Source organism: Bacillus vallismortis (genome assembly GCF_004116955.1).
GTDB lineage: Bacteria > Bacillota > Bacilli > Bacillales > Bacillaceae > Bacillus > Bacillus vallismortis.
Map to the genome: position 1 here is coordinate 2,376,976 of NZ_CP026362.1, position 25,303 is coordinate 2,402,278.

25 protein-coding genes and 3 pseudogenes are annotated in these 25,303 nt (G+C 46.1%); 14 read left to right on the forward strand and 14 right to left on the reverse strand.

Annotated features, from left to right (window positions below):
• Positions 1–132: 132 nt before the first annotated feature.
• Complete coding sequence (locus BV11031_RS12815) at positions 133–1,860, reverse strand: SgrR family transcriptional regulator (RefSeq protein WP_010329298.1); 1,728 nt, start codon at positions 1,858–1,860, stop codon at positions 133–135.
• Between the two features lie 115 nt (positions 1,861–1,975).
• Here BV11031_RS12815 and BV11031_RS12820 point away from each other — a divergent pair, with 115 nt between their 5' ends.
• From BV11031_RS12820 to BV11031_RS12830, 3 genes are all read left to right on the forward strand, one after another.
• Positions 1,976–3,178 carry an MDR family MFS transporter gene (locus tag BV11031_RS12820; RefSeq protein ID WP_010329297.1) on the forward strand — a complete coding sequence of 401 codons (1,203 nt, stop codon included), beginning with the start codon at positions 1,976–1,978 and terminating at the stop codon, positions 3,176–3,178.
• Positions 3,179–3,285: 107 nt separating this feature from the next.
• On the forward strand, positions 3,286–4,440 hold the full coding sequence (locus tag BV11031_RS12825) for an AbrB family transcriptional regulator (protein WP_010329296.1): 1,155 nt from the start codon (positions 3,286–3,288) through the stop codon (positions 4,438–4,440).
• Between the two features lie 19 nt (positions 4,441–4,459).
• The gene (locus tag BV11031_RS12830; RefSeq protein WP_041952561.1) at positions 4,460–4,663 is read left to right on the forward strand and encodes a hypothetical protein; all 204 of its coding nucleotides are present in this window, start codon (positions 4,460–4,462) and stop codon (positions 4,661–4,663) included.
• A gap of 24 nt (positions 4,664–4,687) precedes the next feature.
• Here BV11031_RS12830 and BV11031_RS12835 read toward each other — a convergent pair.
• The 3 genes and pseudogenes from BV11031_RS12835 to BV11031_RS12845 all read right to left on the reverse strand — a co-directional run.
• Positions 4,688–4,771 (reverse strand): annotated as a pseudogene (locus BV11031_RS12835) (MarR family transcriptional regulator); the annotation flags it as partial.
• 75 nt (positions 4,772–4,846) lie between these two features.
• Positions 4,847–5,353: a signal peptidase I gene (lepB, locus tag BV11031_RS12840; protein WP_010329294.1), complete on the reverse strand. Its 507-nt coding sequence runs from the start codon at positions 5,351–5,353 to the stop codon at positions 4,847–4,849.
• Between the two features lies 1 nt (position 5,354).
• Positions 5,355–5,978 (reverse strand): TVP38/TMEM64 family protein, encoded by a 624-nt coding sequence (locus tag BV11031_RS12845; protein WP_082022488.1) that lies wholly within the window; start codon positions 5,976–5,978, stop codon positions 5,355–5,357.
• A 151-nt stretch (positions 5,979–6,129) separates the two neighbouring features.
• Here BV11031_RS12845 and BV11031_RS12850 point away from each other — a divergent pair, with 151 nt between their 5' ends.
• The 3 genes from BV11031_RS12850 to BV11031_RS12860 all read left to right on the forward strand — a co-directional run bounded on the left by BV11031_RS12850 (position 6,130) and on the right by BV11031_RS12860 (position 8,381).
• Positions 6,130–6,492: a YhjD family protein gene (locus BV11031_RS12850; protein WP_010329292.1), complete on the forward strand. Its 363-nt coding sequence runs from the start codon at positions 6,130–6,132 to the stop codon at positions 6,490–6,492.
• Between the two features lie 222 nt (positions 6,493–6,714).
• Positions 6,715–6,915 carry a DUF3311 domain-containing protein gene (locus tag BV11031_RS12855; protein ID WP_010329291.1) on the forward strand — a complete coding sequence of 67 codons (201 nt, stop codon included), beginning with the start codon at positions 6,715–6,717 and terminating at the stop codon, positions 6,913–6,915.
• Positions 6,912–8,381 (forward strand): sodium:solute symporter family protein, encoded by a 1,470-nt coding sequence (locus BV11031_RS12860; RefSeq protein WP_010329290.1) that lies wholly within the window; start codon positions 6,912–6,914, stop codon positions 8,379–8,381. The genes BV11031_RS12855 and BV11031_RS12860 overlap by 4 nt, the downstream gene beginning before the upstream one ends.
• Before the next feature lie 46 nt (positions 8,382–8,427).
• Here BV11031_RS12860 and BV11031_RS12865 read toward each other — a convergent pair whose 3' ends face one another.
• Entirely contained in the window at positions 8,428–8,697 is a 270-nt protein-coding gene (locus BV11031_RS12865) for an excalibur calcium-binding domain-containing protein (protein ID WP_010329289.1), read from the reverse strand.
• 205 nt (positions 8,698–8,902) lie between these two features.
• Between BV11031_RS12865 and BV11031_RS12870 the strand changes: the two genes are divergently transcribed.
• Positions 8,903–9,802 (forward strand): SDR family oxidoreductase, encoded by a 900-nt coding sequence (locus BV11031_RS12870; RefSeq protein WP_010329288.1) that lies wholly within the window; start codon positions 8,903–8,905, stop codon positions 9,800–9,802.
• Positions 9,803–9,851: 49 nt separating this feature from the next.
• Here the strand turns inward: BV11031_RS12870 and comK are convergent, their stop codons facing one another.
• A complete protein-coding gene (gene comK / locus BV11031_RS12875; protein WP_010329287.1) occupies positions 9,852–10,430 on the reverse strand; it encodes a competence transcription factor ComK in 579 nt (192 codons plus the stop codon).
• A gap of 292 nt (positions 10,431–10,722) precedes the next feature.
• On the opposite strand from comK, the gene BV11031_RS12880 reads away from it, so the two are divergent.
• Positions 10,723–10,956, forward strand: coding sequence for an IDEAL domain-containing protein (locus BV11031_RS12880; RefSeq protein WP_010329286.1), 234 nt, complete (start codon positions 10,723–10,725; stop codon positions 10,954–10,956).
• A gap of 27 nt (positions 10,957–10,983) precedes the next feature.
• Here BV11031_RS12880 and BV11031_RS12885 read toward each other — a convergent pair whose 3' ends face one another.
• Entirely contained in the window at positions 10,984–11,841 is an 858-nt protein-coding gene (locus BV11031_RS12885; protein ID WP_010329285.1) for an SDR family oxidoreductase, read from the reverse strand.
• A 111-nt stretch (positions 11,842–11,952) separates the two neighbouring features.
• Here BV11031_RS12885 and BV11031_RS12890 point away from each other — a divergent pair, with 111 nt between their 5' ends.
• The 4 genes and pseudogenes from BV11031_RS12890 to phoE all read left to right on the forward strand — a co-directional run bounded on the left by BV11031_RS12890 (position 11,953) and on the right by phoE (position 15,686).
• A complete protein-coding gene (locus BV11031_RS12890; RefSeq protein ID WP_129550774.1) occupies positions 11,953–13,482 on the forward strand; it encodes an FAD-dependent oxidoreductase in 1,530 nt (509 codons plus the stop codon).
• 254 nt (positions 13,483–13,736) lie between these two features.
• Positions 13,737–14,114: pseudogene (locus BV11031_RS23380) on the forward strand (protoglobin domain-containing protein); the annotation flags it as partial.
• A gap of 6 nt (positions 14,115–14,120) precedes the next feature.
• Complete coding sequence (locus BV11031_RS23385) at positions 14,121–14,918, forward strand: methyl-accepting chemotaxis protein (RefSeq protein ID WP_411813458.1); 798 nt, start codon at positions 14,121–14,123, stop codon at positions 14,916–14,918.
• A gap of 186 nt (positions 14,919–15,104) precedes the next feature.
• The gene (phoE, locus tag BV11031_RS12900) at positions 15,105–15,686 is read left to right on the forward strand and encodes a phosphatase PhoE (protein WP_010329282.1); all 582 of its coding nucleotides are present in this window, start codon (positions 15,105–15,107) and stop codon (positions 15,684–15,686) included.
• Positions 15,687–15,718: 32 nt separating this feature from the next.
• On the opposite strand, the gene BV11031_RS12905 is transcribed toward phoE, so the two are convergent.
• The 3 genes and pseudogenes from BV11031_RS12905 to BV11031_RS12915 all read right to left on the reverse strand — a co-directional run bounded on the left by BV11031_RS12905 (position 15,719) and on the right by BV11031_RS12915 (position 18,454).
• Positions 15,719–16,675 (reverse strand): ABC transporter substrate-binding protein, encoded by a 957-nt coding sequence (locus tag BV11031_RS12905; protein ID WP_010329281.1) that lies wholly within the window; start codon positions 16,673–16,675, stop codon positions 15,719–15,721.
• Positions 16,676–16,935: 260 nt separating this feature from the next.
• Complete coding sequence (locus BV11031_RS12910; RefSeq protein ID WP_010329280.1) at positions 16,936–17,928, reverse strand: NADPH:quinone oxidoreductase family protein; 993 nt, start codon at positions 17,926–17,928, stop codon at positions 16,936–16,938.
• 71 nt (positions 17,929–17,999) lie between these two features.
• Positions 18,000–18,454 (reverse strand): annotated as a pseudogene (locus tag BV11031_RS12915) (GNAT family N-acetyltransferase).
• Positions 18,455–18,894: 440 nt separating this feature from the next.
• On the opposite strand from BV11031_RS12915, the gene BV11031_RS12920 reads away from it, so the two are divergent.
• A complete protein-coding gene (locus tag BV11031_RS12920) occupies positions 18,895–20,040 on the forward strand; it encodes a S8 family peptidase (protein WP_010329279.1) in 1,146 nt (381 codons plus the stop codon).
• Positions 20,041–20,078: 38 nt separating this feature from the next.
• Here BV11031_RS12920 and BV11031_RS12925 read toward each other — a convergent pair whose 3' ends face one another.
• Entirely contained in the window at positions 20,079–21,356 is a 1,278-nt protein-coding gene (locus tag BV11031_RS12925; RefSeq protein ID WP_010329278.1) for a M48 family metallopeptidase, read from the reverse strand.
• 145 nt (positions 21,357–21,501) lie between these two features.
• Between BV11031_RS12925 and BV11031_RS12930 the strand changes: the two genes are divergently transcribed.
• Positions 21,502–21,897, forward strand: a complete 396-nt coding sequence (locus BV11031_RS12930; RefSeq protein ID WP_010329277.1) for a YhfM domain-containing protein — start codon at positions 21,502–21,504, stop codon at positions 21,895–21,897.
• 39 nt (positions 21,898–21,936) lie between these two features.
• On the opposite strand, the gene lcfB is transcribed toward BV11031_RS12930, so the two are convergent.
• The 3 genes from lcfB to lplA all read right to left on the reverse strand — a co-directional run bounded on the left by lcfB (position 21,937) and on the right by lplA (position 25,300).
• Positions 21,937–23,478 carry a long-chain-fatty-acid--CoA ligase LcfB gene (gene lcfB / locus BV11031_RS12935; RefSeq protein ID WP_010329276.1) on the reverse strand — a complete coding sequence of 514 codons (1,542 nt, stop codon included), beginning with the start codon at positions 23,476–23,478 and terminating at the stop codon, positions 21,937–21,939.
• Between the two features lie 117 nt (positions 23,479–23,595).
• Positions 23,596–24,240 (reverse strand): SDR family oxidoreductase, encoded by a 645-nt coding sequence (locus BV11031_RS12940; RefSeq protein WP_010329275.1) that lies wholly within the window; start codon positions 24,238–24,240, stop codon positions 23,596–23,598.
• A 64-nt stretch (positions 24,241–24,304) separates the two neighbouring features.
• Positions 24,305–25,300, reverse strand: a complete 996-nt coding sequence (lplA, locus tag BV11031_RS12945) for a lipoate--protein ligase (protein ID WP_010329274.1) — start codon at positions 25,298–25,300, stop codon at positions 24,305–24,307.
• Positions 25,301–25,303 lie beyond the last annotated feature (3 nt).

The following is a 25,303-nucleotide window of genomic DNA, read 5'->3' on the forward strand; positions in this document are numbered from 1 at the left end:
TGATTGTTTCCCCGGTCAAACTTACCCGCCGCGGCGCAATCAGAAAACAGATTGAAGACACCAGGCGTCGTCAAGGCCGCAGCATGCAAGTCGTCCTAAAAGACAAAGAGGGTTCAAGAAAGAGCCCTCTTTTCACTTAGACAGCCACACGGCGTACAAATCAATCCATCCCTCTTCATCAAGCATCAGGCCTTTCACATTCTCGCTTGATGTCACCCGCAGCACATTTTGATACAGCGGAATCGCATGAAATTCCTGTATAAGCTGGCGGTCAATGTCCTGCAGCATATGGATTCTCGAACAACGGTCAGGCACCGAAAAAAAGCGTTCTATCATTTCTTTGCATATCTGTTTCATTTTTTCAGAGAGATGCTGGCACAAAAAACTGTTCTCAGACAGCAGCAAATGCAGAAAACCAAACTCACTGTCTTGATAAAACGTCGCGCTGTCATGGATGATATCCGCCTGCTGCACGATGTCGGGCCGGCGCAGATCAGCAGAATCACAGAATTGAAGTGTAAGCCTGATGCCATGTCGGGCGCAAACATTTTGAATCCATTCGGCGTCCTCACGATGATCCGCTTCCGAAAAGGTACACAGCACAAGCGGTTCCCCCTCGTATCCGCTCTGCTTCAGCAATTCAGAAGGTGAGAGGCCTTCCCAGTCAAAGGGACTCGAATGCAAAAAAGACGAAACCGGAATCTTGCGGTGCCCTCCCGCTTCACAGACGAGCCGCTCAGAGGAAATCAGCAGGCGGAGCGCTTTTCTAAAGCTTTGATGCGAAAGAGGCCCCTTCTTTTTCAGATTGAGCGACAAGTATTGGACATGCCGCTCGTCAAAAACAGTTTGCTTCTCAGGCCAAGCTTGTGTTTCTTGAATGGTAAAACCGTTCATCTCTCCGGCTTGTTCAGAAAACACAAACTCCACTCGATCCAAAAAGGGCCGTCCCTTGAAGTAGCGCTCATTGGCTTCAAGCACCAGCATCCTGTCTTGATGCTGCATCACCCGAAAAGGCCCTGTTCCATTGATCCCGCCGCCCTGTTCCGCCGGCAGAATGGACAGCCGTTCATCACAAAGAGCATACGGCAAAAGCGCGTTCGGCTTATCAAGCATGAGCTCCACACAATAAGGGCCTTTTTCTGAGACTTGTTTCACACCGTGTAACAGCCACTTATACGGGTTGTCAGCCTGTGTCAAAAAGCGCTGAAATGTAAACGCAACATCCCGCGCTGTCAACGGCTGCCCGTTATGAAAAAACACGCCCTTTCGAAGAAAAAATCTCCATCGTTTTTCCCCTGCCTTTTCCCATCCATGAACCAAATGGGGCTTTGGCTCCTGTACAGCCGGATCAAAAGTGAGCAGTGTATCAAATATTTGTTTGACAAAATGCCCCTCTGACCGCAAAAAGATGCGGCACGGGTCCAGGCTGCTGACAGCTTCAGGAGCGATGAACAGCCGGAGCACATCTTTTTCTCCATCCCCGCCGGTCTCTGTCACAAAGCCGAACACCTCGGAAAACCACCTGTCATATTCGTTTTGAAGCCCGGGAAAGGAGGAGTGATACTGCTGAATCAGTTCCTTCGCCTTTTTTAGCTTGCCAGCCATTGTATATTCCTTTGCGGTTTGAAAAAGCAGTTCCTCAGGCCGTCGCAGAAACGCGATTTGGGATTTGCGGCCGCGTCCCGCTCCGCTTTCTCGTTCAATCCAATTCTTCTTCTCCAGCTTGTGTAATATAAGCTTTGCATTTCTTTCTGTACAGCATAGACTGTCAGCCATCTCAGTGAGCGTCATTTCATTCATTTGCCCATATGCAGCGTGTCCAGTTTTTACAAGTGCCACGTAGTGGTCGATCAGCTTCAATCCCCGCACACCTCCCGACAAAAGGGGAAACTTTTTCTCTTCTTTTCTTCACTTTTTGGGGCGCCTTCCCTTCTATACACTACTACTATATCAAAACGCGAAAGGCGGCGAACACATGTTATCCAGCTTTCAATCTATTAAATCGAGATACACCGCTCCCGTTTGGCTCCGCTTTTTCGGTGAGATGCTGACAAGCCTGACAGGTGCAATGATGGGCCCTTTTATGGTGCTGTATTTGCATGAACAATTAAACGGGAGTGTCATGATTCCCATGTTGATCATCAGCCTTCAGCCATTTGCCGATATTTGCCTGACGCTCGTTGCAGGACGGGTGACGGACCGGCTTGGGCGGCGCACCGCGATCCTGATCGCATTGCTTCTGCAATCAGCCGCCATGACGGGGTTTGTGTTTGCTGAGCATGCGTATGTTTTCGCCACTCTCTATGTCATGAATGGCATCGGGAGATCATTGTACATTCCAGCCTCCCGCGCCCAAATTGCCGAAAGCACGCCGGAAAGCAGACGTTCAGAAGTGTTTGCGGTCATCAATGTGATCTATTCAGCCGGCCTGACGGCAGGGCCTGTGCTGGGAGTGCTGCTGTACAATCATAACCCCATGTGGATATTCGCTTTAGATGCCGCGGCATTGTTCATCTATTTTCTGATCGCCGCATTGAAACTGCCGGAAACAAAGCCGACCATAACAGCTGGTGCATCGGCGTTTTCCGCGAGCTTTACGATATACAGGCCTGTACTGCTTCTTTTGCTGCTTTCTCTCCCCATCAGCATGTTATATGCGCAAACAGAAACAACTTACAGGCTGTTCAGCAAAAACATGTTTTCCGACTATCTATCCATGCTAACCATTTATTCGGCGGCCAAAGCTCTATTCAGCTTTGTTCTCCAAGTTCCCCTTGTCAAAGGAACCGAAAAGCTTTCAATGAAAACGATCCTTTTGATTACTTATATTTGTTATTCCCTTGCAGCCGCCGGCTTCGCAAGCTCAACCTCCGTGACAATGCTTTTGGTGACGGCAGCTGTGATGACGGTTGGCGAAAGCATCGGATTAACCCACATCCAGACGTTTATTTCAAAATTGGCACCGCCTCATCTGCTCGGCCGATTTTATGCGGTATACGGCCTGCATTGGGATATCTCCCGCTCAATCGGCCCCCTGGCAGGAGGGCTGATCCTGACTTCGTTTGGCGGAGAAGTGATTTTTTACACTCTGGCCGTGTGTTTGCTGGCAACAGGTTTATGCCTGACTTACACAATAGAGAGGCTCGAGCAGAAGGCCATAAGAAAAGCGAATGGATAATAGAAAATAATTCATCATTTCTTTATCAACAAAAATATACTATAGTAATCATACATTCACTACATGAACCATCGGAGTGTTACGCGAAAAGGAAGAAGGGTTTTACATTGAAGAAAGACGAAAATCTCCTCAAAGATCTATGGTTTATCGCAATCAGTGCAGCCGGGGGGTTTATGCTTTCATTAACCGGAATATCGATCGGATGGATGATCGGAACGCTAATTGTCGCCTGCTGCCTTGCCATGATACGGCCGGCATGGCTGATGATGGCTCCGGACCAAAAAGGAATTAACCGCCGCTGGCTCGCCCTCGGACAGGTGATTCTCGGCATCGAATTGGGCCAAAAGCTGAATGTATCCGTTCTCTCTGTCCTCAAAGACCATTGGTTTTCAGTCGGCGTTATGCTGATATTGTCTATCCTTATGGCCATGCTGTCGGGATATGTGCTTTGGCGTTTCAGCAAAACGGATATGATGACAAGCTTCGTCGGCACAGCTCCCGGCGGGCTGTCCGCCATGCCCAGCATCGCACAGGAGGTCGGCGCCAATACCGCCATTGTCAGCCTCGTTCAAATGATGCGTGTGCTGCTCGTTGTGCTATCCATCCCGTTTTTGGTCATCCTCATCTATACAAAACAAGATCATTCCGCAAGTGCCGCAGCAGAAACGCTTTCCTCGGCAACGACGGATTTTAGGCTAGCTCCCGTTTTGTGGACCGCCGTTCTGATTCTCGCTGCCTGGGGCGCCTGCAAAGCTGCGAAATATTTAAAATTTCCGGCGCCATGGCTGCTCGGCAGCATGCTCGGTGTGGCACTTGTACATGTTGGCGGCGCTGCGGTGACAGGGCACGATTTGACGGCGTGGTGGCCGTCACAAGCCAATCATGTGTCGCAAGTATTTCTCGGGGCAACGATTGGCTCTAAGATGTATAAAAGCATGTTTGCCGGCGTCACCCGCATCATTATCGTCGGGTTTGTCTCGTCCGTCGGTTTAATTGCAGCTATGTTTTTGAGCGCCGTGATCGTTTCCAAGCTGACAGGCATCTCGCTCATCACTTCTGTTCTGGCATTTGCCCCCGGCGGCATTGCAGAAATGGCGACGACATCTGTTACCTTGCATGCCGATTCCACCTTTGTCGTTGCGGTTCAGGTCATACGCGTCATCCTTGTCATTGCCCTCTTGCCGCCGTTTTATCGTCTGCTTTACCATCTCCATGGTGAAAAAAAAGGCAAAGAAGGCTCGATCAGCGGCAGTAATGCCTAATTGGAAAAACCATCCTCCCATGCTACACTTTAATGGGGAAGGAGTGACTTTTTTGCTGCGCAACAATCCCGAGAAGGCAATGCACTTATATTATGGAATATGTTTAGCCATCTGGCTGATTTATAATGTGGTGACATCCGGCTCCCCTGGACTGCCGCTTATCATTTTAGCCGGAGGAAATTTGATTTACCTGACAATCTTGAAAAAGAAAGAAGAAACGTGAAAAAAACACGCGCCCTGTGCGTGTTTTTTTGTCGCTGAGCTGTGTCCTGTGAAGGAAGCCTGCGCCGAGTAATTTTGTGCTGATGCGCGATACTGTTGCTTTTGTTGTTCATTCTAGATTTTTTCTCAACACTTTTATCCAAACCAGAAACAAAAAAAGACGCCTCTTCAATTGGCGTCTTCGTTATTCATCATCGGAAATCACACCGACAATCTTTTTTTCTCTAATCGGCCCAAAGTGCCGGCTGTCGAAGCTGTATATGCGATTATCTCCAACGACAAAATATTGTCCTTTCGGCACCTTGCTTGTTCCTGTCACATCTTTCAACGTAAAATCACCCGTTACATGGCTTCCGGCAGAAACAGATTTCAAATGCTTCAAAAATGGCTCAGCAACCTGTTTTCCGTCCACATACAGCTGATCATCTTTATATTTAATCGATTCACCGGGCAGGCCGATCACCCGTTTAATCAGCACTTTTTGATCAGGGCCTTTAAAAAGGACGATATCAAAACGATGGATGGTTTTAAATCGGTGCGAGAATTTATTGACCAACAGCTCGTTCCCTTCCTGAAAGGTCGGGTTCATACTGACGCCTTCCACCTTGTAATCAATAAAGACGGCATTTTTCACCTGAATCGCGAGAACGACGGAAACTACACCGGCAAGAAACCAAAACCGTTTTTTCATGTTACTGTCTCCCTCCATCATGCTCACGCTGACTGGCTCTCACATGCAGATACCGCTCTACCTTTTTGCCGACATACCATAAAACAGCGATAACCAATACGGCAATGACCGTTCGAATCGGCTGTGTGATCAGCGCGTGCAGATCATATCCGATAAAGCTGATCATAAAAATCATGACAAGCTTCCCCGAGGCTGCCGCTAAAATAAACGGCCACGTTCCGATCCTTGACAAACCGGCAACAACATTCACCGCGGCTGACGGTGTAAATGGAAAACAAAGCAGAAGAAACATAGGGCCGAATCCGTGCCTCTCCACCCATAACATTAGCTTTCTAACCGACGGATGGCTGCGGATAAATCCAAGCAACCTTCTTTGCCCGTATTGACGGACAATCAAAAATACAAGTATAGATCCAGCCGTTGATCCGGCCCAGGACAAGATAAATCCTTCCCACAGGCCAAACGAGTTCGTATTCGCCACCACAAACACGATCAGCGGCAAAAACGGGAGAAATGCTTCAACTAAAGGAAGCAGCACAGCAATGAGCGGACCGAAAGCCCTATAGCTTTGAAATAATTCAGTTAGGTTTTCTTGTGTAAAATAGGATAAAAAATGATCCAACATTTATACTCCTTACCGGGTTTGTCTATCCTTATTCTACACATTATCAGCAAAAAACTAAAAAGTTTTGGCGATTTTTCTGTATTGAAACATTTCATCAGCCGATATAGAATAAAACAGGAACAAACGTTCCTATCAGAAAGAAGGAGTCAGCATGCCGAATCTGCAAGAGGAAATATACGATTTCATTGAACGAGCTCTCTTTTTGCCCATGGCTATAACGATCTTAAATCGTGATCTCGCCGGAATTGAGCAAAGCACATTAAAATTGAAGCTTCCTTATAAACAGCTTATCAGCGAATCATTAAAAATAGCACAAAAGGATTTGATTGAGGTTAGAAAAGAGCTGAGGAAAAGAAACATTACAATCCACGAGGCGGAACGTGATGAGGCCTTTACGCTTTATGTATTTGTGATTGATGGTTATGAAGAAAAGCACCGTTATTTTAATCCTAGAATCCGTGAACAGGTTAGCGAATTATTAACGTTTTATCTATTTGCGCCGGACAGGCCATGAGTCTTTTGAATCATTCTGCACTCCTCTGAGTCTGTCCCTTCCCTTTTCGGGCAATTCCAACAATAAAATTCAGACAATTCACACTATACAAACAAAATGATTTTATTTATAATTCGAACCACAGCCTTTCACCCCAAAAAATGACATGCGCCCCATATTTGCGACATCACTTTCAGTACGCTCGGGCTTGCACACCCCACCCTAAAACAGAAGGAGGATTCTATGAAACTGATTCACGTTCTCGCCGCTTTGCCCTTTATCGGAATTTTGCTCGGCATCCCTTTTGTTAATAGAGTGACTCCCTATGTGTTCGGCATGCCGTTTATTCTTGCCTATATCGTGATGTGGGCTCTTTTAACCTCTGCGTTGATGGCGCTTGTATATGTCCTCGACAACGAAAATAAAAAGGGGGAAGCGGAATGAATCCAGCTCTCATCATCATTTTCGGCGTCCTGCTCTTGAGCATTTTTCTCGGCATACGCGCCCAAAAAGGGAAAGACATGAACCTTGAGCAGTGGACGGTAGGGGGCCGCGGCTTCGGAACCGTGTTCGTCTTTTTATTGATGGCAGGAGAAATTTATACCACATTTACATTTCTCGGCGGAAGCGGCTGGGCCTACGGGAAAGGCGGACCGGCCTTTTACATCATCGCCTACGGCTGTCTGGCTTACATCCTTTCTTATTGGCTCCTGCCGGCGGTTTGGACGTACGCGAAACAACATAAGCTGATGTCACAGTCTGATTTTTTCACCAAAAAATATAATAGTCCGCTGCTTGGCGTGCTCGTTTCATTGGTTGGCATCGCCGCTCTCATTCCGTATCTTGTGCTGCAGCTGAAAGGCCTCGGGCTGATTGTATCGGAAACATCGTACGGCAAAATCTCTCCGGCCGCCGCCATTTGGATTGGCGCCATTTCGATCACGGTTTATGTTATGGTATCCGGCATTCACGGGTCTGCTTGGATATCAGTTGTCAAAGACATCATGATTTTGGTTGTCGTTTTGTTTTTAGGTGTCTATCTGCCAATTCATTACTACGGCGGTTTTCAAGACATGTTTCAGCAGATTGAAACGGCGAAGCCGGGCTTGCTTACGCTTCCCGAAACAGGGCAAAGCACGGCGTGGTTCAGTTCAACCGTACTCTTGACAGCACTCGGGTTTTATATGTGGCCTCATACGTTTTCCGCTTCGTATTCAGCCGAAAACCCGAAAGTCTTTCGCAAAAATGCCATCATCATGCCTCTATACCAGCTGATCTTGCTCTTCGTCCTTTTCGTCGGCTTTGCGGCTATCCTGCAAGTTCCTGATCTGAAAGGCGCAGACGGAGATCTATCGCTCTTGAGACTGTCTTTGCAAACCTTTGACCCTTGGTTTGTCGGGATCATCGGCGCTGCCGGACTGCTGACCGCGCTTGTCCCAGGGTCTATGATCTTAATGTCCGCCTCCACGCTGTTTGCAAAAAATGTGTACAAAGTGTTCGCGCCCCGCACAACAGAACAGCAAATATCAGCGCTTGCTAAGTTTTTAGTGCCGGTAATCGCGCTGATTTCAGTTTATTTTACGTTCAAAGGCGGAAATACCATCGTTACACTGCTATTGATGGGCTACAGCCTTGTCACACAACTGTTTCCCGCACTGCTGTTCAGCCTGTTCAAGCATCATATGGTGACGAAGCAAGGAGCCTTCGCCGGCATCATTGCAGGTGTCGGAGCGGTTTCTTATATTACATTGACAGAAACGACGATCGGCACTTTATTTCCGGCGCTGCCGCAGGCCGCAAAAGATGTAAATGTCGGCATAATCGCCTTGTTGCTGAACATTGCGGTCATGGCAGCAGTAAGCTTTGTGACAAGAAAAGAGAAAAGCACCGCGGCTGATCAGGCGGCATAATCAATAAAAGCAAAAGCAATCTGGCTGTCAGATTGCTTTTGCTTGTTTAACGTTCGCAGGCGATATAATCTTTGTCGCGGTCTTTCTTTTTATTGGCATCATAAAGCGCCTTAGATACGTAAGGCTTGTACTTCGTTTTTCCGCCTTTATTTTTCACCTTCGACGAGCGGGCCACCCCGCCTTTGTATACTTTGTTTAACTCCTTGCAATTCTTATAGACCTTCACCTTTGTTTTGGCTTCCGCCACATGGCCGGCTCCGCATGAAAAACCGAAAACGAGACCGAGTGACAGCATAACCGCCGCCATTTTTTTCATGACGATACACTCCCCTTATATCCAATATTTAGTTTTTTATAGCTAGATTTCATCATAATTCATACGGTTTTATTTAACAAGATCAATATGGAAGAAGGGCTTGTTTTTTCAAGCCTTTCACGTCAAACTGCCAAAACATGTTTTTCTGAAAATGCTCAGGGGTACACATACGAATGTACACCAAACAAAAAAAGGAGTGTTGATGATGTCTGATTCAAATCTTAGCAATCCTTCAACAGCATTTTTTCATGATGAATTCCCTGAACAATATCAAGAGCCGCCCGGCCTGCAGCAGAACATGAAGCCCGTGCCTGATTGCGGAGAAAAAAGCTACAAAGGATCGGGTAAACTAACCGGACGAAAAGCGCTTGTCACCGGAGGCGATTCCGGTATCGGCCGGGCTGCCGCGATTGCATATGCCCGGGAAGGCGCCGATGTGGCCATTAACTATTTACCCGCGGAACAGCCTGATGCTGAAGAAGTGAAAGAACTAATAGAAGCAGAAGGCCGAAAAGCAGTGCTGATTCCCGGAGACTTGAGCGACGAATCCTTCTGCCAGGATTTAGTCAAACAGGCGCATCAGGAACTCGGCGGTCTGGATGTGTTAGCGCTGGTTGCCGGCAAACAGCAAGCCGTCGAAAACATCGAAGATCTGCCTACCGAACAAATGTATAAAACATTTGAAGTCAACGTCTTTTCCCTTTACTGGGTTGTAAAAGCGGCGCTTCCGTTGTTGCCGGAGGGCGCATCCATTATTACGACCACCTCAGTTGAGGGCTACAACCCGAGCCCGATGCTATTGGATTACGCAGCAACGAAAAATGCCATTATCGGCTTTACAGTCGGCCTGGGAAAACAGCTGGCTTCAAGGGGCATCAGAGTGAATTCAGTAGCGCCTGGCCCTATTTGGACGCCGCTGCAAATTTCCGGCGGACAGCCGACGGAAAACATTCCGAAATTTGGCCAAGGGACGCCCCCAGCCCCATTAAATCGCGCTGGGCAGCCAGTGGAATTGGCCGATGTTTATGTATTCTTAGCTTCAGAGAATGCAAGTTATGTGACATCTCAGGTATATGGCATCACCGGAGGAATTCCGACAGCCTAAAGCAGGTAGAGAAAGGAGCTGCCCTTATCGGCCAGCTCCTTTCTATTTTCTAATACCGCTCCCCCAACTCCCGCAAAATAAAATCATAAATCATCTTCGTCCGCTCTTCCTTCGGGTACAGCATAAATTCCTGCCGTTTCGGCACGCGGTGTTCGACTCTGTCTTGGAATTTGGTTCTGAGCCATGCTGTCCGGTACACCTGGTTCTCGAACGAATTACAGGAGATCGGCAGCTCCATCGTTTTCCCGTTCGAAAACGTCACTTCCGTATCGTCGAATTCAGTCGGTTTGAATTCTTTCACATGCACATGGGAAATCCAGCCGCATTGGGGTCTTGTCGAAGAAAGTGTAGGGAATAAAAAGATTTGGTTCGAAGGGTCCACCATGATCGGCGGTTTGTGTGAAATTTTTGTTACTTCATAAGTTCCAGCTTTTCTTCCCGCATAGCTTGATCCAAAAAACCGGCAGCTTCTGTCGACAATTTGCAGCGGTTTCATGCTGACGTAAAACACGCAGTCTTTTTCAATAATTTTGGAACAGATTTTGCCGTCGACTTCTTCTGGCAGCACAGCAATTGTTGCGCCGTTCACTTCATACGATTCTAAAGGTGCGTCTGTTTTCTGACTCATATTATGGCCTCCATCCTTTTTCTGCAAAATTTATACTAATAATCTATCATCTGTTTTTATAAAACGACAGTTTTTTTTACCAAATAAGCTAAAATCATCTTTTAATGATATTTATTAGTACTAAATGACTAGTAATAAACCGATTTTACATGTGTAAGATCTACCGATTGACGGCATTTTGCAGGATATGTCGATAGATTGCCAAGCATTAGTTGTCTAAAAATTATAAAAATTTATTGATTTTTTCGACCGTTATCCATATACTATAAAAAAGGCATTGGGGGGATTCTTTATGAAAGAGAAAAAATCGTACACTGAGCTCATGAAGTCCCGCAACACGCAAAAAACAAAAGAATTTGATGTCACAATGGCGGATGTCTATATTCAAATGGTGCTTGATGAATCCTTATATAAGCGTCGGCTGGCTATGCTGACGGACCAAATCAACAAAGCCTTGGACGAAAAAGATAAAGATGCGTTTCTTACGCTCTCTAAAGAATATTCAGCGCTCAAGCAGAGCGAATAAGCCAATCCTCACGGGATTGGCTTTTTATTACCCATTCACAATTGTTCCGCCATTGACGTGAATCGTCTGTCCCGTCACATAGGTGGAATCGTCACTGGCAAGGTATAAATAGCTTGGCGCCACTTCCACCGGCTGTCCCGGGCGTTCCATCGGCACATCTGAACCAAACACTTCCACTTCCTTTGCGGAAAAGCTGGCGGGGATAAGCGGTGTCCAAATAGGGCCCGGCGCTACTGCATTGACTCGTATGCCCTGCTGAACAAGCGACTGGGAAAGGGACCTTGTAAAGGTAACGATCGCGCCTTTAGTCGCTGAATAATCGATCAGCTTTTTATTGCCTTTATAAGCGGTAATTGAAGCGGTATTAATGATAGAACTTCCCTTTTTCAAATGAGGCAGCACCGCCTTTGTTAAGTAAAACATAGAGAAAATGTTCGTTTGGAAGGTTCTGACCAGCTGGTGGCTAGTGATTTTTTCAATGCCGGGCTGGACATGCTGCTCAGCTGCATTGTTGACCAATATATCAATCGATGGAAACGCTTGGCTTGCCTGCATGACCACATCATTGCAAAACGCTTCATCCCCGATATCTCCCGCAATCAGCAGGCATTTTACCCCTTCCTTTTCAACATACTGCTTTGTTTCCTCGGCGTCCTGGTGCTCATTCAAATATACAATGACCACATTAGCCCCTTCTTTTGCGAATAGCACCGATACAGCGCGTCCGATTCCGCTGTCTCCTCCGGTTATGATAGCGGTTTTGCCCTCTAATTTTCTCGCTTTCTTCGGCTTATCAAAAACCGGACGCGGATCCATAAGATATTCTAAGCCCGGCTGCTGGTTCTGGTGCTGAGGCGGCAATGTTTTCTTTTTTTGATTCGCCAATGAAATCACTCCTTTTCAACCCTATTATGTTATGAACAATGCCTGCTTCCTATGTATGAAAAGATAGAATATGGAAAAATTAAGAATAAATCAGATTGGAGGTATCATGGCTTGTCTAATCCATATTTTGCAAAAGAAGCACCTGAAACATACTGGAAAACATCAACTGACCTGCCTTCTTTTCCGGCGCTTCAAGAGGATACGGAATGTGACGTCACTATTATCGGAGGCGGGATTACGGGAATCACAACGGCGTATGAACTCACGAAGAGAGGCTTCCGTGTCGTATTGATTGAAGCCAATCAGGTTCTCAACGGTACCACTGCCCATACAACCGCTAAAATTACCGCCCAGCATGACATGATATATGATGAGTTTATCCGCAATTTCGGATTGAATCATGCAAGGCTTTATTATGAAGCCAATCAAAACGCAATAGATTACATAAAAGGCATTGTGGATGAACATCAAATTGATTGCGAATGGACTGAACAAGATGCATACCTTTACACAGCAAAAGAAAACGCTGTGAAAAAAATCCGGACTGAACATGAGGCGTACACAAAGCTTGGCATTGAAAGAGACCTTATCAAGGACCTTCCGATTCCTTTAGGTTCTAAGCTGGCGCTTGTCATGAAGAATCAAGCCCAATTTCATCCGCTGCAATACTTAAAAGCGCTTCTGGAGCAGATCGTTCAAAAAGGCGGACGGATTTATGAAGAAACCGTTGCGCTTGATGTCAAAAAAGGCGAAAGGCCTGAAGTGGTAACCAAAAGCCGGCACGCCATTAAGAGCCGCTTTGTCATATGCTGTTCCCACTTCCCATTTTATGACGGAGGCGGATTATATTCTGCGAGAATGTACGCTGACAGATCCTATGTCCTCGCCATCAAGCCGAAGATCGACTATCCCGAGGGCATGTATTTGAGTATCGATCAGCCGTCAGTGGCGCTCCGCTATACCCTTGTAAACGGAGAAAAACTGATTCTCTTCAGCGGAGAAGGCCATAAAACCGGCCAGGGAAAAGACATGTCGGCACATTACGAATCACTGAGAAAAGCGGCAGAAAGCACGATCGGCATCGAAAGCATCCCTTATTATTGGTCCACCCAGGATCTTGTGACAATCGACAAAATACCGTTTATCGGGCCGATGTCGGAACAGGAGGACAATATTCTTGTAGCGACCGGGTTCAAAAAATGGGGCATGACGTCATCAGGTGTTGCGGCCACTCTATTGTCAGACCTTGTGGAGAAAAAAGACAATCCATACGAAAGCATTTTCACGCCGTCCCGTTTCCACCTAAACCCCGGACTGCAGAAAGTGATCTCTTATAATGCCGATGTCGCCAAGCATTTTATTAAAGGAAAGCTCGAAAAGCCTGACGTCCAGTTTGAAGAGATCGCGCCGGGTGAAGGAAAAGCCGTCACCATCAACGGCAGACGCGCAGGGGCATTCAGAGATGAAACAGGCTGCCTCCATCTCGTCGATACGACGTGCACCCATTTAGGCTGTGAGGTCGAGTGGAACGACGGCGAGCATACATGGGATTGTCCGTGCCATGGATCGCGCTTTAAGCCAACAGGAGAAATTGTTGAAGGTCCAGCCATCAAACCATTAAAACAAATAGACCTTGATTAAACCGTTCATTTTAGTGAACGGTTTTTTAAATATTTTTCATTTGCATCTTCATTCATGTTTCTCTTGGCCGATAAAAAAGAAAAAGGCTTAAAAAGCCAAAAAATGAAAATTATATTTTCCCAAGGGGGATCATTGTATTGTTATTTAAAAAAGAGAGAAAACAAGAAACAGCTTATTTTTCTGAGTCAAACGGACAGCAAAAAAACCGCGTTCAGCTCACAAACAAACATGCGGATGTCAAAAAACAGCTCAACATGGTCAGATTAGGAGATGCCGAGCTTCATGTTTTAGAGCAGCTTCAGCCATTAATCCAAGAAAACATCGCATACATCGTCGATGCGTTTTATAAAAACCTTGACCACGAAAGCTCTTTAATGGACATCATTCAAGACCACAGCTCAGTTGACCGCTTAAAACAAACGCTAAAACGGCATATTCAGGAAATGTTTGCAGGCGTAATCGATGATGAATTCATTGAAAAGCGAAACCGAATCGCCTCCATTCATTTAAGAATCGGCCTTCAGCCGAAATGGTATATGGGCGCCTTTCAAGAACTGCTTCTGTCAATGATTAACATTTACGAAGCGTCTATTACAAACCACCAAGAACTGCTGAAAGCAATTAAAGCGACAACCAAAATCTTGAACTTGGAACAGCAGCTTGTTCTTGAAGCGTTTCAAAGCGAGTATAACCAAACCCGAGATGAACAAGAGGAAAAGACAAACCTTTTGCATCAAAAAATTCAAGAAACCTCTGGATCGATTGCAAATCTGTTTTCAGAAACGAGCAGATCTGTTCAAGAGCTTGTGGATAAATCTGAAGGCATTTCTGAAGCATCCAAAGCAGGTACAGTGACATCCAGCACCGTTGAAGAAAAGTCGATCGGCGGAAAAAAAGAGCTTGAAACCCAGCAAAAACAGATGAACAAAATTGACACGAGCCTTGTCCAAATCGAAAAAGAAATGGTGAAGCTCGATGAAATCGCACAGCAAATTGAAAAAATCTTCGGCATCGTCACAGGCATTGCTGAACAAACAAACCTTCTCTCGCTCAATGCTTCGATTGAATCCGCCCGCGCCGGTGAACATGGCAAAGGCTTCGCCGTAGTGGCCAATGAAGTGCGGAAACTTTCTGAGGACACGAAAAAAACCGTCTCGACCGTGTCTGAGCTCGTGAACAATACGAATACACAGATCAACATCGTCTCAAAGCATATCAAAGACGTGAATGGGCTGGTCAGCGAGAGCAAAGAAAAAATGACGCAAATTAACCGCTTATTCGATGAAATCGTCCACAGCATGAAAGTCAGCAAAGAGCAATCAGGCAAAATCGACGTCGATTTGCAGGCCTTTCTCGGAGGGCTTCAGGAAGTCAGCCGCGCCGTTTCTCACGTGGCCGCCTCTGTTGATTCGCTTGTTATTCTGACAGAAGAATAAACATCAAAACCGGTCTGCCGCGCAGCCGGTTTTTTTCTATAAACCGCATCATTGTCTGCCGCTGCGGCCATCGCCGCGGAATCGGTCTTGCTTTATGGTGTATCATGATGGCATAGGCTTTTTCATAGGATGAGCGCTTTTGATTTAGTATAATAGTGATATGACCAAAGTCAGGAAGGGGATTTTATGACAGCCGTTTGCTTAGTAAGACATGGAGAAACCGATTGGAACCTACAGCAAAAATGCCAAGGCAAAACCGATATCCCGCTGAATGCGACAGGTGAACGCCAAGCAAAAGAAACCGGAGAATATGTGAAGGATTTTTCGTGGGATGTCATCGTGACGAGCCCGCTGAAAAGAGCGAAAAGAACCGCGGAAATCATTAATGAATATCTGCATCTTCCGATTGTCGAAATGGATGATTTTAAAGAGCGCGATTACGGCGACGCGGAGGGCATGCTGCTAGAAGAACGGAAAAGGCGCTATCCGGACAACATCTATCCGAATATGGAAACATTAGAAGAACTCACTGACAGGCTGATGGGCGGTTTGGTCAAAGTAAATCACGCGTATCCAAACCAAAAGGTGTTAATCGTCGCGCACGGCGCAGCGATTCACGCACTTCTGACGGAAATATCCGGCGGTGATCCCGAGCTGCGGAGCACGCGCCTCGTCAACGCCTGCCTCAGCAACATTGAATTTGCAGAAGAGAAATGGCGGATTAAAGACTATAACATCAACAGCCACTTATCCGGCTTTATCAAATAAGAAAAAGACAGGCCGGCGCCTGTCTTTTCCTTTTATCGCATCTCATGCTGAAGCTCATCCAAAATGGCATCCGCTCCGTCCACACTGCGGCGCAAAGACCACACGGCGCGGTCCACGTGGTACACATGGCCGTTTTTCACTGCCTTCAGCTTCTTCCAAAGCACATTCTTTTCGATCGGGCGTTTGCCGTCTGCGTCAATGTCATCTGTTTTTCCTGTCATCAAAATGATGACATCCGGATCTGTCTTCAGCAGCTGCTCAAGTGTCATTTTCATATTCACTGAATCGCCGCCATTGCTAGATTCATTGTTATCTGACGTGCTGATCGCATATTGATAGCCGACCTGTGTTAAAAGTCTGGATGTAAAGAAATTTTCATCTCTGGCCATAATCGTATCGTTCGTATTTCCAATTAAAAGCACGGTCTTGCCTTTAGCACTGATTTCCCGTTTTGTCTCATTCAGTTTTTCCTCATGCACCGTCAGCTTTTTCTCCATTTCCTTTTCCTTGCCGACCGCTTTTGCAATCGTAAGTGAAACGTCAATGGTATCTTGGTAATCAGCGTTTACATTGTCAAGCGCGATCGTGGGCGCTATTTTTTTCAGCTGGTCGTATATCTTCTTATGACGGGTCGTGTCGGCAATAATGAGATCGGGTTTTAATGAAGCGATTTTTTCCATGCTTGGCTGTGAGCGAGTGCCGACAGATGTGTAGCCTTCTATATTCTTCAGGACTTCCTCGTTAATCAACTGCTTCGCTTTATTGTCATCCGCCACCCCGACAGGTGTTATGCCAAGATCAAGAAGCGTGTCGATAAAACCAAGCTCAAGAACAACAACCCGCTTCGGATGCTCTGGCACATTTGTCTTTCCTAAATCGTGTGTTACCGCCACGTTATGTCCTTTGCTGTTTTGATTGCCGCTTGACGAGCAGGCCGCCGTTAAAACAAATAGAAGCAAAACTGTAAGCATAATCAGTGCTCTTTTCATATAGTCAAGTCTCTCCTGTATGTAGTTTCTAAGAATAAGATATCCAAGTAATAGTATAGCACGCAATGAGAATCATTATCACTAACTTTTTTAAATTGAGGAGAGAACGTTCAGCTTCCATGTTCACTGTCATGTAGCAGCACGATAATTGAAAGAGGAGAAAAAGGTATGGATGAAAATCAACTGCAGTACACCAGATGAACATCATGTACACAAAAAAGCTTGCAGAATAGTCTAGCTTTCTCTGCAAGCTGATTCAGTTAAAGCTTCACAATGATTCTTCCTTGAATGCGGTTTTGCAAAATATCATGCAGCGCAGCCGGCGCTTCTTCCAACGATACTTCCCTATCCACAATGGTCAGCAGCTGATCAGGTTTTAGATCAGAAGACATACGCTCCCACACAGCGGCTCTGACATCCATCGGGCAGTACACTGAATCGATTCCGAGCAGGCTGCCCCCGCGAAGAATAAATGGATACACCGTTGCAGGAACTTCTCCCCCGCCCGTTAAGCCGCTGACTGCAACAGATCCGCCATATTGGATTTTGCTTAAAAGCGAGGCAAGCTGTTTCCCGCCGACAGGATCAACCGCTCCCTGCCATTGCTGCTTGGACAGCGCCTTAAGCGTTCCGTCATAGACATCTTCCCTGCTGATCACTTCGCTTGCCCCGAGCTTCTTCAAATAATCAGCCGCCTCCCGGTTTCCGGTGCTTGCCGCCACATCATAGCCCCGCTTGTTCAGCATCGATATGGCAATTCCGCCGACACCGCCGGTTGCCCCTGTGACTAGCACACTCCCTTTTTCCGGAGACAGGCCGTTCTGTTCAAGCCGATGCACCGATAATGCCGCAGTAAATCCCGCCGTTCCGTACACCATCGCTTCTTTCAATGACAGATTCCGGGGTAAAGGCACAAGCCAGTCACCAGGAACTGAAGCATATTCACTTAACCCGCCATCGCGGGAGACACCGAGCTCATAGCTTGTCGCAATTACCTCATCCCCCTCGGCAAAACGCGGATCATTGGAAGAGACAACTGTACCCGCTGCGTCAATGCCCAAGATAAGCGGATACTCTCTGACGATATTGCCGCCTGCTTTTCCGGCCAGGCCATCTTTATAATTGATGCCGGAATAAGCAATTTTAATCAGGACACCGTCTTTCGGCAAATCCTCTGTTGACATGGTTTTCACATGGACTGAAACATCATTGTCATGTTTCTCTGCCATCAATGCTTGAAATAACGTTGACATTCGGCACACTCCTTTTCGTTTATATGGTAACCGAAGAACATTCAAAAAACCAAATCATCAGGCTTCCATTTTCATTTCGCCGGCACATTGAGGCGATAATGGGCAAATGCCATTTCCTCTTCATAGCCGTTTTGCTCATATAAGCTCCTTGCCGTCCGGTTGTGGTGTTCCGTCTGAAGCGATAAACGGTTTGCCCCGTTTTCCGCAGCAAAATCCTTTGCGGCAGACAGCAGCTGCCCGCCGGCTCCCTTTGTCCGCGCATGGGGAGCGACAAATAAGTCATTTACTATGTACATGCTTTTCATAGCCACAGAAGAAAACGTTGGCTAGAGCTGGGTAAATCCTATGAATTGAATTCTCCATTTTCTTCCGCTATCAAAATAATAGGCTCATCATTTTCCAGACACGCTTTCAAAAAAGCCTCTGCCCCTTTCAGATCGGACGCCTGTTTATAAAATTCCCGGTACTTGTTAAACAGCGGCGCAATGGCTGCTGCATCTGATGTCTTTGCTTGGCGAATGTTCAACTCATTTCTTTCTTCCTCTCTATAATCGTTTCATTCTATCTTTAGTAGAATTTTCTGCAAAGTTCATTTTTCAGAATACTTTTATCAGCATACCCAGAAAAAATATCACAATAATATCCATTGATCTTCCAAAAACATATGCAGGTCATACGAACGAATTTTTCCGACAGGAATTTGCAAAGACTCAGGAGCATTTAACTGAAAAAGCAAAGCATTTCAGCATAATGAACATTTACTCATGTCTATTTTCGTTCTTTTCTGTAAGAAATTAGTTATTTCGAGACTCTATAGAAATGGAGAGAGATGATATACCTAAATAGAGATAAAATCATCGCAAAAAAATAGGTCTACTAAAATATGATTGCATCTATTACAATAAATTTACAGAATAGTCTTTTAAATAAGTCTAGTCTGAATTTTACAAAAGGAGAGGGTAAAGAGTGAGAAACAAAAAATTGTGGATCAGCTTGTTGTTTGCGTTCACGTTAATCTTCACGATGGCATTCAGCAACATGTCTGCGCAGGCTGCCGGAAAAAGCAGTACAGAAAAGAAGTACATTGTCGGATTTAAACAGACAATGAGTGTCATGAGTTCCGCCAAGAAAAAGGATGTTATTTCTGAGAAAGGCGGAAAAGTCCAAAAGCAGTTTAAGTATGTTAACGCAGCAGCAGCAACATTGGATGCAAAAGCAGTAAAAGAATTGAAACAAGATCCGAGCGTTGCATATGTGGAAGAAGACCATATTGCACATCAATATGCGCAATCTGTCCCTTACGGCATTTCTCAAATTAAAGCGCCGGCTCTTCACTCTCAAGGCTACACAGGTTCTAACGTAAAAGTAGCCGTAATTGACAGCGGAATTGACTCTTCTCATCCTGACTTAAACGTCAGAGGCGGAGCAAGCTTCGTACCTTCTGAAACAAACCCATACCAAGATGGCAGTTCTCACGGCACACATGTAGCCGGTACGGTTGCCGCACTTAATAACTCAATCGGTGTTTTGGGCGTAGCGCCAAACGCATCGTTATATGCAGTAAAAGTTCTTGATTCAACAGGAAACGGCCAATACAGCTGGATTATTAACGGCATTGAGTGGGCCATTTCCAACAAAATGGACGTGATCAATATGAGCCTTGGCGGACCATCTGGTTCTACAGCGCTGAAATCAGTCGTTGATAGAGCCGTAGCCAGCGGCATCGTCGTTGTTGCTGCAGCCGGAAATGAAGGCACTTCCGGAAGCTCAAGCACAATCGGCTATCCTGCAAAATATCCATCTACCATTGCAGTAGGTGCGGTAAACAGCAGCAACCAAAGAGGTTCATTCTCAAGCGTAGGCCCTGAGCTTGATGTGATGGCTCCTGGCGTGTCCATCCAAAGCACACTTCCTGGAGGCACTTACGGGTCTTACAACGGAACATCAATGGCGACTCCTCACGTTGCCGGAGCAGCCGCGTTAATTCTTTCTAAACACCCGACTTGGACAAACACGCAAGTCCGTAATCGTTTAGAGAGCACTACAACATACCTTGGAAGCTCTTTCTATTATGGAAAAGGGTTAATCAATGTCCAAGCAGCTGCACAATAATATCAAAAAGAAGCAGGTTCCTCCATACCTGCTTCTTTTTATTTGTCATGATCCGCTTCTCTTGCATTCTCTTCTTTTTCCGCGTGTTGAATCCGTTCCATGATTGAAGGATGGCTGCCTCTGAACATTTTCACAAGCACCGGTGGATCAACCTGGCTCAGTCCCGTCACGGCCAAATCCTGAAACGTTTTGACAGCGGCTTCCCTGTTCTCCGTCAGCTCGATCCCATACCGGTCAGCCTGATTTTCTTGATAACGTGAGACCGCATGAGAAAAAGGCGTGACCGCAAAGCTCAACACAGACACCAAAAGCAATAACAGCGGCAGCGCTGCAAGGTCATGCCGTCCCTCTACATGAAACATGCTGCGGGTTAAGCGGACCATCCGCTTATAAAGCTTATCAATGACATAAAATCCAGCGAGCGACACGAGCAAATAGCCAGCCAGTCCGATATAGACGTGCTTCATGACATAATGGCCCATTTCGTGAGCCATAATAAAGAGAATTTCTGAATCATCAAGCTTGTTCAGCGTCGTATCCCACAATACAATCCGTTTGTTGGCTCCGATTCCTGTGACATAGGCATTAAGCGCATTTGTTTTTTCAGACATATTCACTTCATATACATGATCAGCCGGAATCTCGGCTTCTTCTGCCAGCTCTAAAATTTTGCTTTCAAGCTCTTTGTTTTTCAGCGGATAAAAATCATTATATAAAGGATCGATAATGACCGGCTGAATAAAAAACAGAAACAGCGAAAACGGCACAGTTAACAGCCAAGCATATAACCACCATTTTTTTTCATGCCTTTTAATCAGCCAATAAAAAGCGAGAACGCAAAGTGTAAAGATCGGAAAGCTGATCCAAAAGTCTATGACCTGATCCTTAGCCCAGCTGGCCGCTGCCTGCGTGGAAATGTCGTAGTCAAGTGATACTTTATAGCCGATCCAATCTAAAGGCAGCGTCACCAACGTTGTGATCAGCGAAAGCACAAACACAAAACCAATGATCTGCAAAAAACGAAAAGGCACGGCGGCTTCCATCCATCCTTTGATTTTCTTGGAAGCGCCGCTGACCAGCAATACAAAGAACAGAAACCAATCAAGAGGAATCCCGATAAAAAACAAAAAATGTTTTACATTCGAATACTGCTCGGCCACTGCCAATTCAGACGGCTTCATGAAAGAAGCCGGATCAGCCTGCGTCCCTTTCACGGCCTCCGGCACTGCGGAATCACCGGACAGGAAAAAATACCAATAAAAAAACAGTCCGTACAGCACGTAAGCAAGCCCTGCCGCCGCAATCCACTTGCGCATAACGCCTCACTCCTCACATCAACCGGTTACTTCTATTGTAATCATAAATTCAAATTCTTAGAACCAAGCTGTATGCCGTACTTTTCCTCCCTTTTAAGCATGGAAAGCCCAATCAATGGGAAAACTAGAGTTTGGAGTGATGCAAATGAAAAAAATCATGGCAGCCATCGTGGTTATCGGCCTTGTGTTTCTCACATTTTTCTATCTTTACAGCCGGTCAGGCGATGTGTATCAATCTGTAGACGCGGATTTGATCACGCTCTCTTCAAGCGGCCGGGAAGATATCGAAATCGAAAAAAGGCAGAACGTTAAAGATATGCTCGACATTATGAATCAGGGAAAACAGCTGAAGACAGAAAAGACATCAACCCCTGATTACGAAGGGACAATCAAGTTTCATAAAGACCGGTACGACTCATTCAGGCTATGGGTTGACGGCAGCCAGCAAGCCGTTTATTTGAAGGATGGCACATACTACAAATTAAGCAAAAGAGACACAAAGGCGCTGCTGAACATTGTGAAAAAAGAAGCAAAGGATTGAAAATGAAAAAGCGAAGCCTCGCCGCTTCGCTTTTTCGTATTATTGGGGCAAAATATCTCTTAGCGCCCGCCTGAGCATTTTCCCCGTCGCGTTTTTCGGAATGTCGTCAAGAAACGTTATGGCGGCAGGCCGTTTATATTTTGCCAGATGTGTTTCACAGTGCTGCATGATGTCCGCTTCTGTTACGCCAGAACGTTTCGGTACAATATACCCCTTTACCGCTTCCCCGCTTTGAGGATCCGGCACCCCGATGACAACAGCCTCCTTGACATCAGGGTGGCGGTACAGCACTTCCTCCACCTCACGAGGATACACGTTATATCCTCCCACAATGATCATGTCTTTTTTCCGGTCAACGATGTAAAAATAGCCGTCCTCATCCCGTCTCGCCAAATCCCCCGTATAAAGCCACCCGTCTTTTAACGCATGCTTTGTTTCCATCGGCATTTTATAATAGCCCTTCATCACATTGGGGCCTTTTACGATCAATTCACCGACCTCGTGATCGGGCAGCTCGCGCCCGAGTGGATCTACAACCTTGTTTTGGACATGTAAGATACTTGTCCCGATGGAGCCCGGCTTTCTGCCTCTGTCAAACGGGTTAAAGCATGTGACGGGCGAGGCTTCCGAGAGCCCGTAGCCTTCCAAAATGGTCACGCCGAATTTTTCTTCAAACGCCGTCAGCAGCGCGACTGGCATGGCAGCCCCTCCCGAAATGCACAGCCGGATGGAAGTAAAATCATCTGTTTTGCCGTTTTCATGCTGAAACAAGTAATTATACATCGTAGGCACACCGGCAAAAATGGTCGCCTGCCTCTCTTTCACAAGCTGAAATACAGATGCCGGACTGAATTGAGGTTCAATCAGGACTGTTGCGCCGCTCATCAGCGGGGCATTCATGCAGACCGTTAAACAAAACACATGGAACATCGGAAGAGCGCAGACGACATTGTCCTTCTCATCCATTCCCAAATAGCCGGCGACATCGTTGGCATTGCTGTACAAATTCTGATGGGTCAGCATCGCGCCTTTTGGTTTTCCGGTTGTTCCTGATGTGTATAAAATAACCGCGGTATCATCAGGGACCAGCTTCGGGCTTTGTCTAGCGGCAAATGTCGGACGCGCTATTTTTGCAAACGTTGTCATTTTCATTCTGACCTCTGGGTCTGAAGCTTCCGGCTCGGACTCTCCCGTTTGGCATAAAATGACGAGCTCCACCTTCGGCAGCGATTCATGCATGCTTTCATACAGCGGCAAAAGCTGATCTACACCCACGATCGCTTTTACATCGCCATTTGTCAGCATATAACCGATTTCTGTCGGCGTATACATCGGATTGATGGGCACGGCCACAATCCCGGCCTTTAACGCACCAAAAAACGCGATGATAAAATCCGGCGAATTGCCAAGCAGCAAAGCAAGGTGGTCCCCTTTCTCCATACCGGCTTCCTGAAGGCCGTCCGCAAATCGCTGAATGCTTTCATTCAGCTCCTGATACGTCATCATACGATCCTTAAACCTGCATGCGATGCTGTCGGGCTTCTTAGATGCTGTCTCTTCCAATTTCGAAACGAGATTCATTCTCCCACCCCTTAAAGTGAATGAACAGTCATTCATTATTGAAGATAAGCTTTCCTCTTCATTATAGAGAAACAGAAAAAAACACTCAAGAGCAAAAAGCCCCGAGTGTCAGTACTGTTATAGTTTCTTTAATGCTTCGGCAATCGGCGTATCTCCTTCTGTCAGATCAAAGGCCCGATTTTCCGTATTGGTTTCATCTAAAGAGGCAATGACTGTTTTCGCCACGTCCTCACGAGAAATGAATCCCCGCTCCAAATCGGCGGCCGCTGAAACAGTTCCTGTCCCAGGCTCATTGCGAAGGCCTCCCGGACGGATAATCGTATAGGTTAAACCGCTTGCTTCCAGAATTTTATCAGCATAATGCTTAGCCGCATAATAAGGTTTAAGTGATTCATTCCAATTTTCACGGTTGTGGGCTTGCAGGGCGCTAACCATGATAAACCGCTTGATGCCCGCGATATCCGCAGCTTCAATGGCTTTTGCCGCTCCGTCCAGATCCACCAGCAGCGTTTTATCATAGCCTGTGCTGCCGCCGGAACCCGCTGTGAAAATAATCGCGTCGCAGTCTTTCGCCGCGGCGGCGATTTCTTCTGGGCTGCCTTCCAGATTCGCAAGCACAGCTTCTGCACCGGCAGCTTCAAGAGACGCTTTCTGTTCTTCTTTTCTGACCATCGCTCTGACAGAATGATCAGGATTGTCTCGGAATAAAGAAACGAGTCTTTGTCCGATTTGTCCGTTCGCTCCGATTAACAACACTTTCATGTGAATCCCTCCTGCCACCTTTATTTCAAAAACACAACCGCTCTTTCAAACAATGTGTTTGGCCTTAATAAATCAGATCAAGGAAATCCTCTTTCGTAATGTTCCCAAAGTAATGCTTGAGATTCACATCTTCCAGCACATCAGCAATGACGCTGCGTTCATATTGTTTTCCGACCAGCAGGTTTTCGATTTCAGATACATCACCGACACCGAAGAAGTCTCCGAAGATTTTGCAGTCCTCAATTTTGCCTTTCTTGACTTCCAAGCGCAAATCAATCGACCCGATCGGATAACGTTTTGAATGATTAAGGTTAAATTTCGGCGAGCGGCCGTAGTTCCAATCCCAATTCTGATAACGCTCTTTCGAAATTTGATGAATGACCTCCCAATCTTTTTCCGTCAGCTTATACTCTGGCACGTTTTGGATGTCATTTGTATTAAAAATATACCGAAGCAAATGGCTGCGGAATTCCTCGGTGGTCATTTTCTCATGAAGAAACTCACTGATGTTTGCCACGCGGCTTCTGATCGATTTGATGCCTTTTGATTCAATTTTATCCTTTTTCACCTTTAATGCTGACACAACATGATCAATGGCTGAATCAAACATGAGGGTGCCGTGGCTGAAAATGCGTCCTTTTGTCGAAAATTGGGCGTTTCCGGATATTTTCCGACCATCCACTACAATGTCGTTGCGGCCGCTCAATTCCGCTTCAACCCCAAGCTGATGTAACGCCTGGATCACCGGCTCAGTGAACTTTTTGAAGTTATGAAAGCTGTTTCCGTCGTCCTTTGTAATAAAGCTGAAGTTCAAATTCCCCAGATCATGATAAACAGCGCCCCCGCCTGATAAACGGCGGACAACGGTAATCCCGTTTTCCTCTACATATTTTGTATTGATTTCCTCGATTGTATTTTGGTTTTTCCCAATGATAATAGACGGCTGATTCACATAAAAAAGCAAATACTGTTGTTCAGGGTCTAAATGCTTTACACAGTACTCCTCGATAGCAAGGTTGATCTGCGGATCATTCATATTTTGATTGTCGATAAATAACATGGT